Source organism: Moorena sp. SIO3I6 (assembly GCF_010672095.1).
The window spans coordinates 1-1,017 of the sequence record NZ_JAAHHU010001758.1; the positions used below are offsets into that span (position 1 = coordinate 1).

General features: G+C 43.2%; 1 protein-coding gene. It reads right to left on the reverse strand.

Translation table 11 applies throughout. From position 1 onward, the window contains the following. Window positions 1-284: 284 nt before the first annotated feature. A partial coding sequence (locus F6K49_RS52905; RefSeq protein ID WP_293111139.1) for a response regulator occupies window positions 285-1,017 on the reverse strand: 733 nt, incomplete at its 5' end.

Below are 1,017 nucleotides of genomic sequence, written 5' to 3' on the forward strand. Positions count from 1 at the left end.
TCTCGGACATGAAATGATTTAGTCTTATACTTTTTTTAAAAATACCTGAGTAACTTAATAAATCTCAAAAAAGTTAAAGGTTAAAAGGGAAAGGTAAGCATATGGGCGTAGCGCATATGCTGAATGCTTACGAAAATTGGTCTCATATCATGTCAGGATAATTACCCTTAATAAAAATCTCCCCTATCTCCCCATTTCCCCATCTCCCCACACTTCCCACACGAACCAACTTCCCACCTTCTCCTTAATTATGGGTATTCAACCAAACTTGATATTACAGTACCTCAGTCATCAACCCACTCCAATTGCAACAGCTGCTCCAACAAAGCAAGTAACTGATCCTGGTCAACGGGTTTCGGTATAAAACCTTCACAGCCCAGCATCTGACTCTGCTTCTGGACTATGTCAAAAGTACGGGCTGAAAGGGCAATGATCGGCACATTTTTCAGATCGGGTATTTCCCGAATTTCTGGCACCATGGTAAAAGCAGTTTTGACCGGCATGAATAAATCAGTCAAAATCAGATCGGGTCGGATCGCTATGGCGACATCCAATCCCTGCTGACCATTTTCTGCCGTTACCACCTCAAAGCCTAACGGTTCAAGCATGTTGAGTAATACCAACCGATTTTCTTTGTTATCATCCACCACTAGCAGTTTGCGTCGTTTTCCGTGGTAACCCATCACTTGACCTGCAATATTCCGTTTTGCTTCGGTAACTTTAACCACAGGTAAGGCAACATCAAACCAAAACATTGACCCCTTACTTAACTCGCTTTTAACGTTTAGTTGGCTTCCCATCAATTCCACCAACTGCCGAGATATGGCTAAGCCTAAGCCGCTTCCAGCTGCCCGATATTTGCTATCCCCCGTTTGTTCAAAGGGTTGGAAGATATTCTCTAATTGTTGAGGGCTAATTCCTATCCCGGTATCAATCACCTCAAAGCGAATCGTCCGATGTTGGATTTTGGAATCTTTCCCCTGATCAAGGGAGGTAGGGTTTTGGTCTTGAATCACT